Annotated in this window: 15 protein-coding genes; 13 read left to right on the top strand and 2 right to left on the bottom strand. The window is 58.2% G+C overall.

The window, feature by feature from the left end:
* Positions 1-63: 63 nt before the first annotated feature.
* On the top strand, positions 64-1,530 hold the full coding sequence (locus UR289_RS09040; protein WP_047060359.1) for an MFS transporter: 1,467 nt from the start codon (positions 64-66) through the stop codon (positions 1,528-1,530).
* Positions 1,531-1,570: 40 nt separating this feature from the next.
* Here UR289_RS09040 and UR289_RS09035 read toward each other — a convergent pair whose 3' ends face one another.
* A complete protein-coding gene (locus UR289_RS09035; RefSeq protein WP_045356087.1) occupies positions 1,571-1,993 on the bottom strand; it encodes a MarR family winged helix-turn-helix transcriptional regulator in 423 nt (140 codons plus the stop codon).
* Positions 1,994-2,140: 147 nt separating this feature from the next.
* Here UR289_RS09035 and UR289_RS09030 point away from each other — a divergent pair, with 147 nt between their 5' ends.
* The 9 genes from UR289_RS09030 (at position 2,141) to ureG (ending at position 8,785) form a co-directional block, all read left to right on the top strand.
* Positions 2,141-3,154, top strand: a complete 1,014-nt coding sequence (locus UR289_RS09030; RefSeq protein WP_064673324.1) for an alpha/beta hydrolase — start codon at positions 2,141-2,143, stop codon at positions 3,152-3,154.
* A 145-nt stretch (positions 3,155-3,299) separates the two neighbouring features.
* Positions 3,300-4,127: an urease accessory protein UreD gene (locus UR289_RS09025; RefSeq protein ID WP_320709794.1), complete on the top strand. Its 828-nt coding sequence runs from the start codon at positions 3,300-3,302 to the stop codon at positions 4,125-4,127.
* Between the two features lie 10 nt (positions 4,128-4,137).
* A complete protein-coding gene (locus UR289_RS09020; RefSeq protein WP_006811999.1) occupies positions 4,138-4,440 on the top strand; it encodes an urease subunit gamma in 303 nt (100 codons plus the stop codon).
* 10 nt (positions 4,441-4,450) lie between these two features.
* A complete protein-coding gene (locus UR289_RS09015) occupies positions 4,451-4,765 on the top strand; it encodes an urease subunit beta (RefSeq protein ID WP_033146674.1) in 315 nt (104 codons plus the stop codon).
* On the top strand, positions 4,758-6,461 hold the full coding sequence (gene ureC, locus UR289_RS09010; RefSeq protein WP_320709792.1) for an urease subunit alpha: 1,704 nt from the start codon (positions 4,758-4,760) through the stop codon (positions 6,459-6,461). Before UR289_RS09015 ends, ureC begins: the two co-directional genes overlap by 8 nt.
* A gap of 9 nt (positions 6,462-6,470) precedes the next feature.
* Complete coding sequence (gene ureE, locus UR289_RS09005; RefSeq protein ID WP_232938761.1) at positions 6,471-6,935, top strand: urease accessory protein UreE; 465 nt, start codon at positions 6,471-6,473, stop codon at positions 6,933-6,935.
* A gap of 9 nt (positions 6,936-6,944) precedes the next feature.
* Positions 6,945-7,484, top strand: a complete 540-nt coding sequence (locus UR289_RS09000; RefSeq protein ID WP_029741751.1) for a HupE/UreJ family protein — start codon at positions 6,945-6,947, stop codon at positions 7,482-7,484.
* Positions 7,484-8,158 (top strand): urease accessory protein UreF, encoded by a 675-nt coding sequence (locus tag UR289_RS08995; protein WP_320709790.1) that lies wholly within the window; start codon positions 7,484-7,486, stop codon positions 8,156-8,158. The genes UR289_RS09000 and UR289_RS08995 overlap by 1 nt, the downstream gene beginning before the upstream one ends.
* Before the next feature lie 9 nt (positions 8,159-8,167).
* Positions 8,168-8,785, top strand: a complete 618-nt coding sequence (ureG, locus tag UR289_RS08990; RefSeq protein ID WP_014071813.1) for an urease accessory protein UreG — start codon at positions 8,168-8,170, stop codon at positions 8,783-8,785.
* Between the two features lie 44 nt (positions 8,786-8,829).
* On the opposite strand, the gene tsaD is transcribed toward ureG, so the two are convergent.
* Positions 8,830-9,843: a tRNA (adenosine(37)-N6)-threonylcarbamoyltransferase complex transferase subunit TsaD gene (gene tsaD / locus UR289_RS08985; protein WP_029741753.1), complete on the bottom strand. Its 1,014-nt coding sequence runs from the start codon at positions 9,841-9,843 to the stop codon at positions 8,830-8,832.
* Between the two features lie 236 nt (positions 9,844-10,079).
* Here tsaD and rpsU point away from each other — a divergent pair, with 236 nt between their 5' ends.
* The 3 genes from rpsU (at position 10,080) to rpoD (ending at position 14,157) form a co-directional block, all read left to right on the top strand.
* Entirely contained in the window at positions 10,080-10,295 is a 216-nt protein-coding gene (gene rpsU / locus UR289_RS08980; RefSeq protein WP_001144069.1) for a 30S ribosomal protein S21, read from the top strand.
* A 115-nt stretch (positions 10,296-10,410) separates the two neighbouring features.
* Entirely contained in the window at positions 10,411-12,156 is a 1,746-nt protein-coding gene (gene dnaG / locus UR289_RS08975; protein WP_182931221.1) for a DNA primase, read from the top strand.
* A 153-nt stretch (positions 12,157-12,309) separates the two neighbouring features.
* The gene (rpoD, locus tag UR289_RS08970; protein ID WP_023309228.1) at positions 12,310-14,157 is read left to right on the top strand and encodes an RNA polymerase sigma factor RpoD; all 1,848 of its coding nucleotides are present in this window, start codon (positions 12,310-12,312) and stop codon (positions 14,155-14,157) included.
* Positions 14,158-14,192: the final 35 nt, after the last annotated feature.

Here is a 14,192-nt window from a genome sequence, read left to right as displayed (position 1 = left end):
ATTTTGGTCACCTTCTGCCTGTGGTAACTGTTAGAGACACAACACAACCACACAAAAAGAAAAATGGCAGAAATCACAGAACCAACTCCCCTTTCAACGGCAGGAAGCACCCCGGATGGCGACATCCAGTGGGTGCGCAGCGCGTCGGATGTATCACGCCTCGTTAATGACGGTTCTCAGGGCCGGACAAACGCCCGTATCGTGGTCGGAATCGCTTTGGGCGGCATTTTTCTCGATGCCTACGATCTGGGCGCGCTGGCGTTCGGCATTAAAGACATCACCCGCGAATTTAACCTGACGCCCGCCGGTACCGGCATGGTGGCCTCGGCCATTACCTTTGGCGCCATTGTCGGGGCGCTGCTCGGCGGTTACCTCACGGATAAAATCGGGCGCTACCGCGTTTTTATGGCTGATATGGTGTTCTTCGTGGTGGCAGCGATCGCCTGTGCGCTGGCCCCGAACGAATATGTGCTCGCGGGCGCCCGCTTTGTGATGGGGCTGGGGGTCGGGATCGACCTTCCCGTGGCGATGGCGTTTTTAAGCGAGTTCGCCAGGCTGAAAGGGCCCGGAAATAAGGCCTCCAGCGTCGCGATGTGGTGCCCCACCTGGTATGCCGCCATCAGCATCTCCTACCTGCTGGTGCTTTTCTTCTACGCCGTGCTGCCGGAGAGCCACAGCGACTGGCTGTGGCGTTTGATTCTCGGCTTTGGCGCGGTGCCCGCGCTGGTGATTATCGCCATCCGCAGCCGCTATATGAGCGAATCTCCGGTCTGGGCGGCGAATCAGGGCAACCTGAAAGAGGCGGCGTCGATTTTACGCCAGTCGTATAACATCAATGCCCACGTGCCGCAGGACGCGCTCGGCCAGCCCGCACCTGTCGTGAATAAAGCGAAATGGTCAAATTATCTGAACCTGTTCCGCGGCATCTACTTGCGCCGCACGACGCTCGCTACGCTGCTTTCCGTCGTCTCGTCGTTTGCCTATAACGCCGTGGCGTTTGGTCTGCCGGTGATCATCTCCAGCTTCTTTGTCCAGTCGATGCTCACCACCATTCTCATTTCTCTGGCGCTTAACCTGCTGTTTGCCTTCGTCGGCGGACTGCTGGCGGTACGCTACGTACCACGCTTCGGCGCCTGGCGGATGTCGCTTGCGGGTTATGCCTGCCAGCTTGTCGCATTGCTTGGCCTGGCGCTGATTGGCCGACCGGAAGGTGTCTCTGAAGGCGTGCTTGCTGTGGCGATGCTGGCGCTGTTCCTGTTCGGTCAGGGCTTCGGCCCGGGCGCGCATACCATGACGTTCGCCTCCCTGAGCTACCCGACCTCGCTGCGCGGCGTGGGCGTGGGCCTCAACCAGACGCTGATGCGCAGCAGCTCGACGCTGTCGCTGTTTCTGTTCCCGCTGCTGGTGGCGTCGCTGGATACCGCCGTCTTCTGGGTGATTGCGCTGGCGCCGTTTATCGGCCTGGCGTCGCTGCTGGCGATCCGCTGGGAGCCGTCCGGGTATGACGTGGATGCGGAGGACTACCGGTAACGACACATCACTTCGGTAGGTTCACCCCGCCGAAGGGTTCTTATAAATCGTCCAGCAGCGTCCGGGAGAGTTTTTTTAGCGTCTCAAGCTCATCGTCATTCATCCGCATGCTGCAGCGAATCTGGTCCGGCAAAGCCATCACCCGTTTCTTCAGGTCTTTGGCCTTATCGGTCAGTACGACATTTTTCATCCTTTCATCACCTACAACCGCGATACGGTTGAGAAATCCTTTTGCCTCAAGCTTTTGTACAAGCGGGGTCAATGTGCCCGAATCAAAAAATGTCTTATCGCTGAGATCGCGAAGTGGGATGTTATCTTTCTCATAAAGCGCCATCAAAACAACGAATTGCGGATAGGTCAGATCCATCTCTTGCAGTAAAGGGCGATACTGGCGAACGAACGCGTTGGTGACCGAGTACAGCGAGAAGCAAAGTAAATCGTCTAGCGTTTTGTTTTCTTTCATTTTTCTATCAACTCCGAATCGGTTTCCTGAAAAAATTATAAATAATGTTTGACTAAAAGTATCTTGCGCGCAAGTATTATACCAACAACTAAGTAGCGCGCTACATAGTTATCTCATCCGATCAAATACGCTTAAAGAGGCACTACCATGAAAACACTAACCGCCATCCTGGTTTCTTCAGTCTTCGCGTCAGCTGCGGCATCCGCTCAAACCACCAATACCCCAGCCCCGACCGCAGGCGTACAGGCATTTCTGAATGTTTTGAACTCCGGCAAGGGTAAGCCAATGGAACAGATGACCCCGCAGGAGGCCCGCCAGGTACTGATTGGCGCACAGCAAGGCGCAAAACTGCCGCCCGCTCAGGTTTCTGAAAAAACGATCCAGGTAAATGGCCAGGCGATAAAACTGAAAATAGTGAAACCTGAAAACGCCAGCGGCACGCTCCCCGCTTTTATGTTCTTTCACGGCGGCGGCTGGGTGCTGGGTGACTTCCCTACCCACGAACGCTTAATCCGCGACCTCGTTCGCGCTTCGGGTGCCGCTGCGGTTTACGTCGATTACACTCCGTCACCTGAGGCCCATTTCCCGGTAGCAATTAATCAGGCCTATGAAGCGACAAAATGGGTCGCCGGGCACGGTCAGGAAATTGGCGTGGACGGTAGCCGTCTGGGTCTGGTGGGTAACAGCGTGGGCGGCAACATGGTGGCTTCGGTGGCGCTGCAGGCCAAACAGTTCAATGGGCCAAAAATTCGCTACAACGTCATGCTCTGGCCGGTTACCGATGCGAACTTTGATACTGCCTCGTATAACCAGTTCGAAAATGGCTATTTCCTGTCGAAAAACATGATGAAATGGTTCTGGGATAACTACACCACCAGCGCTGCCGATCGCAACAATATTCTTGCCTCTCCGCTTCGCGCCAGCACCGCGCAGTTGAAAGGCTTCCCCGAAACGCTGATCCAGACAGCGGAGCTGGACGTTCTGCGGGATGAAGGTGAAGCATTCGGGCGTAAACTGGATGCGGCTGGCGTCCCGGTGACCGTCACGCGCTATAACGGCATGATCCACGACTACGGCCTGCTTAACCCGCTGAGCCAGGAGCCAACGGTGAAAGTTGCCCTTGAGCAGGCAGGTGCAGCGTTGCATGAACACCTGAAGTAGGATCGTCATTGCTTATACAGAGCACGGCCCCGGCCGTGCTTTTGTATTTCTCCTGCCTGGCCATCCATAAGCGACTCGTATGACAGCCTTCATTTCCGCCAGGGCATACTGAAACGTATCCCGATGGTGTGGAAATGGATGCAGCATGTTAGCAGCTCAGGTCACTGATAATACGTATAAAGGCTGGCAGGCGTCGCTTGCCCTGCAGTTTTGTCACACCCCTGAGAAAACCCTCCTGCACTCCGCCCACCACGTCGGGCCGCTCACCGTTCAACGCCCGTTTTACCCCGAAGGGGAAACCTGCCACCTTTACCTGCTGCACCCGCCAGGCGGGATTGTGGGCGGCGATACGCTGGACATTTCCGTTCGGCTGGACGCCAAAAGCCACGCGCTCATCACCATGCCCGGGGCGAGCAAGTTCTATCGCAGCAGCGGCCCGCAGGCGCGTCTGAACCAGTATTTTTACCTCGAGGAAGATTCCACCCTGGAGTGGCTGCCGCAGGACACCATTATCTTCCCCGGCGCGAATGCCGCGCTGCGCTCCGTCTTCCACCTGAAGGCCTCCAGCACGCTGCTGGCGTGGGAGCTGTACTGCCTGGGGCGTCCGGTGATCGGTGAGACCTTTAGCCACGGCACGCTGGAAAGCCGCCTTGAAATCTGGGTTGAAGACGAACCGCGCCTGATCGAGCGTCAGCATCTTAGCGACGGCGATCTCACGCCCGTCGCCGGACGTCCGTGGCTCGGCACGCTGCTGTTCTATCCGGCCAAAGAAGAACATCTCGACGCGGTGCGCGAACGGCTCGCCCCGCTGGAAAATTATGCAGGTGCAACACTCGTTGACGATCTGCTGTCGGTGCGCTTTCTCTCCAACGACAACCTGATTTGCCAGCGGGTGATGCGCGACATCTGGCAGTCGCTTCGCCCGCTTCTCACCACCAAAACCGCCTGTTCGCCGCGTATCTGGCAGACATAAGAGAAACGTTATGGAACTGACCCCCAGAGAAAAAGACAAGCTGTTGCTGTTCACCGCCGCGCTGGTTGCCGAACGCCGCCTTGCGCGCGGGGTAAAGCTCAATTACCCGGAATCGGTCGCGCTGATCAGCGCCTTCATTATGGAGGGCGCGCGCGATGGCGAAACCGTCGCCTCGCTGATGGAAGCGGGCCGCCACGTCCTGAGGCGCGACCAGGTAATGGAGGGCGTCCCGGAGATGATCCCGGATATTCAAGTCGAAGCCACCTTCCCGGACGGATCGAAGCTCGTCACCGTCCACAACCCGATCGTCTAAGGAGCGCGTGATGATCCCAGGTGAATACCAGATCCAGCCCGGAACGATTGCCCTCAACGTCGGGCGTGAAACCCAACGCGTGGTTGTCGAAAATCACGGCGACAGGCCGATCCAGGTCGGATCGCACTACCACTTTTACGAGGTCAACCCGGCGCTGAAGTTCGATCGGGAAGCCACCAAAGGCTACCGACTGAACATCCCGGCGGGCACCGCCGTACGCTTCGAGCCCGGCCAGAAGCGGGAAGTGACGCTGGTTCAGGTCACGGGGGCGCAGCGCATTTTCGGCTTTCGCGGCGAGGTGATGGGCGAGGTGAAACATGGCTGAGATTTCGCGCCGGGTGTATGCCGATATGTTCGGCCCCACCACCGGAGATAAAGTGCGGCTTGCCGACAGCGAGCTGTGGATCGAAGTGGAAGACGATCTCACGGTCTATGGCGAAGAGGTCAAGTTCGGCGGCGGAAAGGTGATCCGCGACGGCATGGGCCAGGGGCAGATGACCGCTGACGGCTGCGTGGATCTGGTTCTTACCAACGCGCTGATCGTCGATCACTGGGGGATCGTAAAAGCCGATATCGGCGTCAAGGACGGACGGATCTTCGCCGTCGGCAAAGCCGGGAACCCGGACATTCAGCCCGGCGTGACGATCCCCATTGGCGCGGCAACGGAAGTGATTGCCGCCGAGGGGAAGATCGTTACCGCCGGCGGGATCGACACCCACATCCACTGGATCTGCCCGCAGCAGGCGGAAGAGGCGCTGGTTTCCGGCGTCACCACCATGATCGGCGGCGGCACCGGACCGGCGGCGGGCACCAACGCCACCACCTGCACGCCGGGGCCATGGTATATCGCCCGCATGCTGCAGGCTGCCGATACGCTGCCGGTGAATATTGGCCTGCTCGGCAAGGGTAACGGCTCCAGCCCGGACGCCCTGCGCGAGCAGATTGCCGCGGGCGCCATCGGGCTGAAGATCCACGAAGACTGGGGCGCGACGCCCGCGGCAATTAACTGCTCGCTGGAGGTGGCTGACGAGATGGATATTCAGGTGGCGCTGCACAGCGACACGCTGAACGAGTCCGGGTTTGTCGAAGACACGCTGGCGGCCATCGCCGGACGCACAATCCACACTTTCCACACCGAAGGCGCGGGCGGCGGCCACGCGCCGGATATCATCACCGCCTGCGCGCATCCGAATATTCTGCCCTCTTCCACCAACCCGACCTTGCCCTACACGGTGAACACCATCGACGAGCATCTCGACATGCTGATGGTTTGCCATCACCTCGATCCGGATATCGCCGAGGACGTGGCGTTTGCCGAATCCCGCATTCGTCGTGAAACCATCGCTGCGGAAGACGTGCTGCACGATATCGGCGCGTTCTCGCTCACGTCGTCTGATTCTCAGGCCATGGGCCGCGTCGGGGAAGTGATTATCCGCACCTGGCAGGTGGCGCACCGCATGAAGGTCCAGCGCGGCGCCCTGCCGGAAGAGACCGGCGATAACGACAACTTCCGCGTAAAGCGCTACGTCGCCAAATACACCATTAACCCGGCGCTCACCCACGGCATCGCCCATGAAGTCGGTTCGATTGAGGCGGGCAAGCTTGCGGATCTGGTGGTCTGGTCCCCGGCGTTCTTCGGCGTGAAGCCTGCCACCATCGTCAAGGGCGGAATGATCGCCTGCGCGCCAATGGGAGATATCAACGCCTCGATCCCCACGCCGCAGCCGGTGCATTACCGTCCAATGTTTGGATCGCTGGGCGCCGCGCGCCACGCTACCCGACTGACGTTTATCTCGCAGGCCGCCAGTGCGAACGGCATCCCGCAGCAGCTCAACCTGCAGAGCGCCATTGCGGTGGTGAAAGGCTGCCGGACGGTGAAAAAGGCGGACATGATCCACAACGGCCTGCAGCCGAATATCACCGTGGACTCGCAAACCTACGAGGTGCGCGTCGACGGTGAACTGATAACCAGCGAACCGGCTGACGTTCTGCCGATGGCGCAACGCTATTTCCTGTTTTGAGGAGTGATGATGATCTATTTAACCCAACGCCTGGACCACGCGCATCCGATTACCGCCAGCGTCACGCTGCCGATTGACGTGCGGGTGAAAAGCCGCGCCCGCGTGGCGCTGAACGACGGCCGCGAAGCCGGGCTGATGCTGCCGCGCGGCCTGCTGCTGCGCGGGGGCGACATGCTGACGACCGACGACGGCAGCGAGGTCATCGAAGTGATCGCCGCGCCGGAGTCAGTTTCCGTGGTGCGCTGCGCCGATCCGTTCCTGCTCGCCCGCGCCTGCTATCACCTGGGCAACCGCCACGTGCCGCTGCAGATCATGCCCGGCGAGCTGCGCTATCACCACGACCACGTTCTCGACGACATGCTGCGCCAGTTCGGTCTGGACGTGACCTACGCCAGCCTGCCGTTTGAACCGGAAGCGGGCGCTTACGCCAGCGATGCCCACAGCCACAGCCATTCTCACGCTCATTCACATTAAGGATCCATCATGCGCAAGTATTTACCGCTGTTACTGCTGGCTTTTTCCGTTCCCGCGCTCGCGCATCCCGGCCACGGTACCGACAGCTTTCAGGCCGGTTTTCTCCACCCGCTGACAGGGCTCGATCACCTGCTGATGCTCACCGGTGCTGGCGTGCTCTCGGCCCTGAGCGGCCGCAAACTCCTGCTGCCGTTTGCCACCCTCGGGATGATGCTTGTCGGCGCCATTGCGGGCAGCCTGCTCGGCGGCTTCAGCGGCATGGAGATGCTGATTATCGCCTCGCTGGCGGTATCCGGCGTGATGATGTTTAAAACTGAAAACCGCCTGCTGCTGGCGGTGCCTGCCCTGGCGATGTTCCACGGCTGGGCGCACGGCGTGGAGATGTCCGGCCACAGCTTCTGGCTCTTCACCAGCGGCTTTATGCTCGCCAGCGCCACGGTGCTGTGCGCCAGCTTTGCCGCAGGGCTGCTGCTGCGCCGTCACGACGGCCTGCGTAAAACCTTCGGCGGCGGGCTGATCGTCTCTGCCCTGCTGGCGCTGATGAGCTGATGGAGCACGCCCGCCAGAGGCTGCGCCTGATGCAGCTCTCCAGCAGCAGCCTGCCGGTCGGGTCGTTTACCTGGTCGCAGGGGCTGGAGTGGGCCGTTGAGGCAGGCTGGGTCACCAACGCCGACGCGTTCAAACGCTGGCAAATCCAGCAGATGGAGCAGAGCTTTTTCTGCGTCGATCTGCCGCTGTTTATCCGTCTTTATCAGGCCTGTGAGCAACGCTCTCTTACTAATGCAAAACGCTGGACGGCATACCTTCTCGCCTGCCGGGAAACGCGCGAGCTGCGCGAAGAGGAGTGCAACCGTGGAGCGGCGTTTACGCGGCTGATTAAGAGCTGGGAACCTGACTGTCCGCCCGAATGGCTGCCGCTGTTTATGCAAAGCCAGCTCTGCGGCATGGCCTGGCTCGGCGTGCGCTGGGGCATTAGCGCGCGCGAGCTGGCGCTGAGCCTCGGCTACAGCTGGATGGAGAGCGCGGTGATGGCGGGCGTCAAGCTGGTGCCGTTTGGGCAACAGGCCGCGCAGCAGCTGATTATCGAACTGGGCGACCATTACGCCGCCGGGCTTGAACAGGCATTTTTGCGCAGCGACGACGCGCTGGGGGCAGCAACGCCGCTGTCCGCCATCGCCTCCGCGCGCCACGAAACCCAATATTCACGACTATTCCGTTCCTGAGGAGTCAACATGGCTGATTACAAACATCCCCTGCGCGTAGGCGTGGGCGGCCCGGTAGGATCGGGCAAAACCGCGCTGCTGGAAGCGCTCTGCAAGGCGATGCGCGACACGTATCACCTGGCGGTGGTCACGAACGATATCTACACCAAAGAGGATCAGCGCATCCTCACCGAGGCAGGCGCGCTGGAGCCAGAGCGCATCGTCGGCGTGGAAACGGGCGGCTGCCCGCATACCGCCATTCGTGAAGATGCGTCGATGAACCTGGCGGCAGTGGAGGCGTTAAGCGAGAAGTTCGGCAATCTGGATCTGATCTTCGTGGAAAGTGGCGGAGACAACCTGAGCGCGACGTTCAGCCCGGAGCTGGCGGATCTGACCATCTACGTGATCGACGTGGCCGAAGGGGAAAAAATCCCGCGCAAGGGCGGGCCGGGGATCACCAAATCCGATTTTCTGGTGATCAATAAAACCGACCTCGCGCCGTACGTCGGCGCGTCGCTGGAGGTGATGGAGCGCGACACCAACCGCATGCGCGGCGAGCGCCCGTGGACCTTTACCAACCTGAAAGCGGGCGACGGTCTGGCGACGATTATTGCGTTTCTGGAAGAGAAAGGGATGTTGCGGGTGTAGGGCCATAATACCCTCTCCCTGTGGGAGAGGGTTAGGGTGAGGGATTACGCCTCCGGCAGTTCCGCCAGCGGCCAGCGCGGACGCACGGACACGCTCAGGTCGGACGTTGCGCCCGCGTTCAGGCGCACCATTCCGGCGTAAGCGATCATCGCGCCGTTGTCGGTGCAGAATTCCGGACGGGCATAGAACACTTCCCCGCGACGCTTTTGCATCATCTCGGCGAGCTTCGCGCGCAGCGTGCGGTTAGCGCTCACGCCACCCGCCATCACCAGACGCTTAAAGCCGGTCTGATCCAGCGCGCGCTTGCACTTGATCATCAGCGTGTCCACCACCGCATCTTCGAACGCGCGGGCGATATCGGCGCGGGTCTGCTCGCTGTCATCGTTATTGCGAATCGTATTCGCCGCGAAGGTTTTCAGCCCGGAGAAGCTGAAATCCAGCCCTGGACGGTCGGTCATCGGACGCGGGAAGACAAAGCGCCCTTCCGTTCCCTGCGACGCCATTTTCGACAGCATCGGGCCGCCCGGATAATCCAGACCCAGCAGCTTGGCGGTTTTATCGAACGCTTCACCGGCGGCGTCGTCGATCGACTCGCCCAGCAGCTCGTACTTGCCAATCCCCGTTACGCTAATCAGCTGCGTATGACCGCCGGAGACCAGCAGCGCCACAAACGGGAACTCAGGCGGATTCTCTTCCAGCATCGGCGCCAGAAGATGCCCTTCCATATGGTGAACCGGGATCGCCGGCACATCCCACGCAAACGCCAGCGAACGGCCAACCGTCGCGCCGACCAGCAGCGCGCCGACCAGGCCCGGGCCTGCGGTATAGGCCACAGCGTCGATATCGTTTGAACTCAACCCGGCCTCTTTCAGCGCCGCCTGAATCAGGGGAACCGTTTTACGCACGTGGTCACGAGAGGCCAGTTCAGGTACGACGCCGCCGTAGTCAGCGTGCAATTTCACCTGACTATACAGCTGGTTGGCCAGAAGCCCTTTTTCGTCGTCGTAAATGGCGATGCCGGTTTCATCGCAGGATGTTTCAATACCCAGTACACGCATGACTTGTTTTACCTCGTTTCAATACCGCGCAGTGTAGAGCCTGGGCGGGTTGATGTAAAACTTTGTTCGCCCCAGGAAGAAGGCTCGTGTATACTCCTCACCCTTATTAAAGTCCCTTTCAAAATCGCATCGGTGCTTTACAAAGCAGCAGCATTTGCAGTAAAATTCCGCACCATTTTGAAATAAGCTGGCGTTGATGCCAGCGGCAAACCGAATTTATTAAAGGTGAGAGTTACATGCCGGTAATTAAAGTACGTGAAAACGAGCCGTTCGACGTAGCACTGCGTCGCTTCAAACGTTCATGCGAGAAAGCAGGTGTTCTGGCTGAAGTTCGTCGTCGTGAGTTTTATGAAAAACCAACGACCGAACGTAAGCGCGCTAAAGCTTCCGCTGTGAAACGTCACGCGAAGAAACTGGCTCGCGAAAACGCACGCCGTACTCGTCTGTACTAATTGGTTGAGGGCCTCAGCCCTCAATTGACAGACAGAGTAATAGTCGTAAGGCCGTGCTTCCGGAAGGAATGCGCGGCTTGTTTTCGTTTATGAGTCACTAAAAATAACGGGGCATATGGCCGGAAGAATCCCACGCGTTTTCATCAATGACCTGCTTGCCAGAACCGACATCGTCGATCTCATCGACGCGCGGGTAAAGCTAAAAAAGCAGGGCAAGAACTACCATGCGTGCTGTCCGTTCCATAACGAAAAAACCCCCTCCTTCACCGTAAACGGTGAAAAGCAGTTCTACCATTGCTTCGGCTGTGGCGCACACGGTAATGCCGTCGATTTTTTGATGAACTACGACAAGCTCGAGTTCGTTGAAACCGTCGAAGAGCTGGCGGCGATGCATAACCTTGAAGTGCCGTATGAAGCAGGCAGTGGGCCAAGTCAGATCGAGCGCCATCAACGGCAAACGCTGTATCAACTGATGGATGGCCTGAATTCGTTTTACCAACAGTCTCTTAAGCACTCTGCGGCTGAGCCTGCGCGTCAGTATCTGAACAAGCGCGGACTGAGCGACGATGTCATTGCGCGTTTCGCTATTGGTTACGCCCCGCCCGGCTGGGACAACGTGTTAAAGCGTTTTGGCGGCAATAGCGAAGATCGTAAGTCTCTCATCGATGCAGGCATGCTGGTCACCAACGACCAGGGACGAAGCTACGACCGCTTCCGCGAACGGGTGATGTTCCCGATCCGCGACAAGCGTGGCCGGGTAATTGGTTTTGGTGGTCGCGTGCTGGGTGATGCCCTGCCGAAATACCTCAACTCCCCGGAAACCGATATTTTCCATAAGGGCCGCCAGCTGTACGGCCTTTATGAGGCGCAGCAGAATAATGCGGAACCTCCGCGTCTTCTGGTCGTCGAAGGCTATATGGACGTCGTGGCCCTGGCGCAGTACGACATCAACTACGCGGTTGCGTCGTTAGGGACGTCCACCACCGCCGATCATATTCAACTGCTGTTCAGGGTGACCAACAACGTCATCTGCTGTTACGACGGTGACCGCGCAGGACGCGACGCCGCCTGGCGCGCGCTGGAAACCGCGCTACCCTATATGACCGACGGGCGTCAGCTACGCTTTATGTTTCTGCCCGACGGTGAAGACCCGGATACGCTGGTGCGTAAAGAGGGCAAAGCGGCGTTTGAAGCGCGGATGGAGCAGGCTCAGCCGCTCTCCACGTTTTTGTTTAACAGCCTGATGCCGCAGGTCGATTTGAGTACCCCTGACGGGCGCGCGCAGCTCAGTACGCTGGCGCTGCCGTTAATCAGCCAGGTGCCCGGCGAAACGCTGCGCATCTATCTGCGTCAGGAGTTAGGCAACAAGCTCGGCATTCTGGATGACAGCCAGCTTGAACGTTTATTGCCAAAACAGGCTGAAAACGGTGCGGTTCGGCCCGCGCCTCAGCTAAAACGCACAACCATGCGTATACTGATAGGGTTGCTGGTCCAAAACCCCGAGCTCGCACCGCAGGTGCCATCTCTGGCGGGTTTAAACCACGAAAAATTGCCCGGACTTGGCTTATTTTCAGAACTGGTCAACACGTGTTTGTCTCAGCCAGGTCTGACCACCGGACAACTTTTAGAGCATTATCGCGGCACAAAAGAGGCCGCTACCCTTGAAAAATTGTCGATGTGGGACGATATAGCAGATAAGGACATTGCAGAAAAAACGTTCACCGACTCACTCAACCATATGTTTGATTCGATGCTTGAGCTGCGCCAGGAAGAGTTGATTGCTCGCGAGCGCACACACGGTTTAAGCAGCGAAGAACGCCGGGAGCTCTGGATGATTAACCAGGAACTGGCGAAGAAATAAAAAATTTAACGGCTTAAGTGCCGAATATCGATCGGGAAGCCCCCGGCAGCCGCACTGAGAGGCAGCGGCAAAAATATAAGTACGCCCTCGCTTTAAAGGTTGGCAGCCCCATCGCCGACACCAATCAAACGAATTAAGTGTGGATACCGTCTTATGGAGCAAAACCCGCAGTCACAGCTGAAACTTCTTGTCCAACGTGGTAAGGAGCAAGGCTATCTGACCTATGCCGAGGTCAATGACCATCTGCCGGAAGATATCGTCGATTCAGATCAAATCGAAGATATCATCCAAATGATCAATGACATGGGCATTCAGGTGATGGAAGAAGCACCGGATGCCGATGATCTGTTGCTGGCTGAAACCTCCAACAACACTGACGAAGATGCGGAAGAAGCTGCTGCACAGGTACTGTCCAGCGTGGAATCTGAAATCGGGCGTACCACTGACCCGGTCCGCATGTACATGCGTGAAATGGGTACCGTTGAACTGTTGACCCGCGAAGGCGAAATTGACATCGCAAAACGCATCGAAGACGGGATCAACCAGGTTCAGTGCTCCGTTGCCGAGTACCCGGAAGCGATCACCTATCTGCTGGAGCAGTACGATCGCGTTGAAGCGGAAGAAGCGCGCCTGTCTGACCTGATCACCGGTTTTGTCGACCCGAACGCTGAAGAAGATATGGCGCCTACCGCCACTCACGTCGGTTCTGAACTGTCTCAGGAAGAGATGGATGATGACGAAGACGAAGATGAGGAAGAGAGCGACGACGACACCGCGGACGATGACAACAGCATCGACCCGGAGCTGGCGCGTGAGAAGTTTGCCGAGCTGCGTACCCAGTACGAAGTGACGCGTGACACCATCAAAGCGAAAGGCCGCAGCCATGCCGCCGCTCAGGAAGAGATCCTGAAGCTGTCTGAAGTCTTCAAACAGTTCCGCCTGGTGCCAAAACAGTTCGACTACCTGGTGAACAGCATGCGCGTGATGATGGATCGCGTACGTACCCAGGAACGCATCATCATGAAGCTGTGCGTTGAGCAGTGCAAAATGCCGAAGAAGAACTTCATTACCCTCTTCACCGGCAACGAAACCAGCGAAACCTGGTTCAACGCGGCTATCGCGATGAACAAGCCGTGGTCCGAAAAACTGCACGACGTGAAGGACGATGTGCATCGCGGCCTGCAGAAACTGCATCAGATTGAAGAAGAGACCGGCCTGACCATCGAGCAGGTTAAAGACATCAACCGTCGTATGTCCATCGGTGAAGCGAAAGCCCGCCGTGCGAAGAAAGAGATGGTTGAAGCGAACTTGCGTCTGGTTATCTCTATCGCCAAGAAATACACCAACCGTGGTCTGCAGTTCCTGGATCTGATTCAGGAAGGCAACATCGGTCTGATGAAAGCGGTAGATAAGTTTGAATACCGTCGTGGTTACAAGTTCTCCACCTACGCAACCTGGTGGATCCGTCAGGCTATCACCCGCTCTATCGCGGATCAGGCGCGCACCATCCGTATCCCGGTGCATATGATTGAGACCATCAACAAGCTCAACCGTATCTCCCGCCAGATGCTGCAGGAGATGGGCCGCGAGCCGACGCCGGAAGAGTTGGCCGAGCGCATGCTGATGCCGGAAGACAAGATCCGTAAAGTGCTGAAGATCGCCAAAGAGCCAATCTCCATGGAAACACCAATCGGTGATGATGAAGATTCGCATCTGGGTGATTTCATCGAGGATACCACCCTCGAGCTGCCGCTGGACTCTGCCACCACCGAGAGCCTGCGCGCTGCGACGCACGACGTTCTGGCTGGCCTGACCGCCCGTGAAGCAAAAGTCCTGCGTATGCGTTTCGGTATTGATATGAACACCGACCACACGCTGGAAGAAGTGGGTAAACAGTTCGACGTTACCCGTGAACGTATCCGTCAGATCGAAGCGAAGGCGCTGCGTAAGCTGCGTCATCCAAGCCGCTCTGAAGTACTGCGTAGCTTCCTGGACGACTAATCGGTCCTGACAGTGAAAAAGCTCCCTTCGGGGAG

The sequence above is a fragment of the Enterobacter sp. 302C9 genome, from assembly GCF_034106085.1.
Lineage (GTDB): Bacteria > Pseudomonadota > Gammaproteobacteria > Enterobacterales > Enterobacteriaceae > Enterobacter > Enterobacter asburiae_B.
This window is presented reverse-complemented; position numbering and strand designations above follow the sequence as displayed.

What these genes read in the sequence shown, in the direction of transcription:
- tsaD (WP_029741753.1), bottom strand. Translation starts at nt 9,843, where the DNA reads ATGCGTGTACTGGGTATTGAAACATCCTGCGATGAAACCGGCATCGCC.
- UR289_RS09030 (WP_064673324.1), top strand. Translation starts at nt 2,141, where the DNA reads ATGAAAACACTAACCGCCATCCTGGTTTCTTCAGTCTTCGCGTCAGCT.
- UR289_RS09025 (WP_320709794.1), top strand. Translation starts at nt 3,300, where the DNA reads ATGTTAGCAGCTCAGGTCACTGATAATACGTATAAAGGCTGGCAGGCG.
- UR289_RS09035 (WP_045356087.1), bottom strand. Translation starts at nt 1,993, where the DNA reads ATGAAAGAAAACAAAACGCTAGACGATTTACTTTGCTTCTCGCTGTAC.
- ureE (WP_232938761.1), top strand. Translation starts at nt 6,471, where the DNA reads ATGATCTATTTAACCCAACGCCTGGACCACGCGCATCCGATTACCGCC.
- ureC (WP_320709792.1), top strand. Translation starts at nt 4,758, where the DNA reads ATGGCTGAGATTTCGCGCCGGGTGTATGCCGATATGTTCGGCCCCACC.
- dnaG (WP_182931221.1), top strand. Translation starts at nt 10,411, where the DNA reads ATGGCCGGAAGAATCCCACGCGTTTTCATCAATGACCTGCTTGCCAGA.
- UR289_RS09000 (WP_029741751.1), top strand. Translation starts at nt 6,945, where the DNA reads ATGCGCAAGTATTTACCGCTGTTACTGCTGGCTTTTTCCGTTCCCGCG.
- UR289_RS09040 (WP_047060359.1), top strand. Translation starts at nt 64, where the DNA reads ATGGCAGAAATCACAGAACCAACTCCCCTTTCAACGGCAGGAAGCACC.
- UR289_RS08995 (WP_320709790.1), top strand. Translation starts at nt 7,484, where the DNA reads ATGGAGCACGCCCGCCAGAGGCTGCGCCTGATGCAGCTCTCCAGCAGC.
- ureG (WP_014071813.1), top strand. Translation starts at nt 8,168, where the DNA reads ATGGCTGATTACAAACATCCCCTGCGCGTAGGCGTGGGCGGCCCGGTA.
- rpsU (WP_001144069.1), top strand. Translation starts at nt 10,080, where the DNA reads ATGCCGGTAATTAAAGTACGTGAAAACGAGCCGTTCGACGTAGCACTG.
- UR289_RS09020 (WP_006811999.1), top strand. Translation starts at nt 4,138, where the DNA reads ATGGAACTGACCCCCAGAGAAAAAGACAAGCTGTTGCTGTTCACCGCC.
- UR289_RS09015 (WP_033146674.1), top strand. Translation starts at nt 4,451, where the DNA reads ATGATCCCAGGTGAATACCAGATCCAGCCCGGAACGATTGCCCTCAAC.
- rpoD (WP_023309228.1), top strand. Translation starts at nt 12,310, where the DNA reads ATGGAGCAAAACCCGCAGTCACAGCTGAAACTTCTTGTCCAACGTGGT.